Annotated in this window: 1 protein-coding gene; it reads left to right on the plus strand. The window is 27.8% G+C overall.

Annotated features, from left to right (window positions below; all coding sequences use genetic code 11):
* Nucleotides 1-213 (plus strand): hypothetical protein (locus SB753_RS42140; RefSeq protein WP_410805834.1); only part of this gene is annotated, 213 nt, incomplete at its 5' end.
* Nucleotides 214-230 lie beyond the last annotated feature (17 nt).

Here is a 230-nt window from a genome sequence, read left to right on the forward strand (position 1 = left end):
GAGTCTCAAGATCCCAGTCTTGAGACTCTATTTTTTATTTTAGATAGAATCATTCTACGCAGCTATACAGAAGAAATTTCTCTATTTATTGATGAAATACTATTAAAAATTATGATAAAGATACACGTTTATAACCAAAGCAATTCCTTTATAAAAAAGCACCCACTTTCTTGTCTAAAAAATATCCAGTTTCATGTCTTTGTACATTTATAATAGTGTAAAAAGACATG

This window comes from Paraburkholderia sp. SIMBA_053, from assembly GCF_046534895.1.
Taxonomy (GTDB): Bacteria; Pseudomonadota; Gammaproteobacteria; order Burkholderiales; family Burkholderiaceae; genus Paraburkholderia; species Paraburkholderia caledonica.